The sequence below is a fragment of the Shewanella sp. NKUCC05_KAH genome (assembly GCF_019345585.1).
GTDB lineage: Bacteria > Pseudomonadota > Gammaproteobacteria > Enterobacterales > Shewanellaceae > Shewanella > Shewanella oncorhynchi.
Genome location: NZ_JAHKQZ010000058.1, coordinates 1 through 350, shown reverse-complemented (window position 1 = coordinate 350; position 350 = coordinate 1). Strand labels below are relative to the sequence as shown.

At 44.3% G+C, this 350-nt stretch carries 2 rRNA genes; both read left to right on the top strand.

Going from position 1 to position 350, the window contains the following annotated elements:
- Window positions 1-91, top strand: a 23S ribosomal RNA gene (locus tag KO533_RS22470); the annotation flags it as partial.
- A 186-nt stretch (window positions 92-277) separates the two neighbouring features.
- Window positions 278-350 (top strand): 5S ribosomal RNA (gene rrf, locus KO533_RS22465); the annotation flags it as partial.

Here is a 350-nt window from a genome sequence, read left to right as displayed (position 1 = left end):
CCGTTCGAGACTAGGACGTTGATAGGCATGGTGTGTAAGCGTTGTGAGGCGTTGAGCTAACATGTACTAATGACTCGAGAGGCTTAACCATACAACCCAGATGGGTTTTACTGAAAATGTTCCAGACATTTTCTAGCACTTCCTCCTTCCATGGAGGTCGTACGAAAAGCCTTAGACAGAATACAGATACTTGATAAAGTTAAAGACTCAAAACAATCAGCTTTCCGAATTATTATTAGCGTGAGCCAGAGATGGACACGGTAATAAACAGAATTTGCTTGGTGACAATAGCCTTGTGGAACCACCTGATCCCATCCCGAACTCAGAAGTGAAACGCAAACGCGCCGATG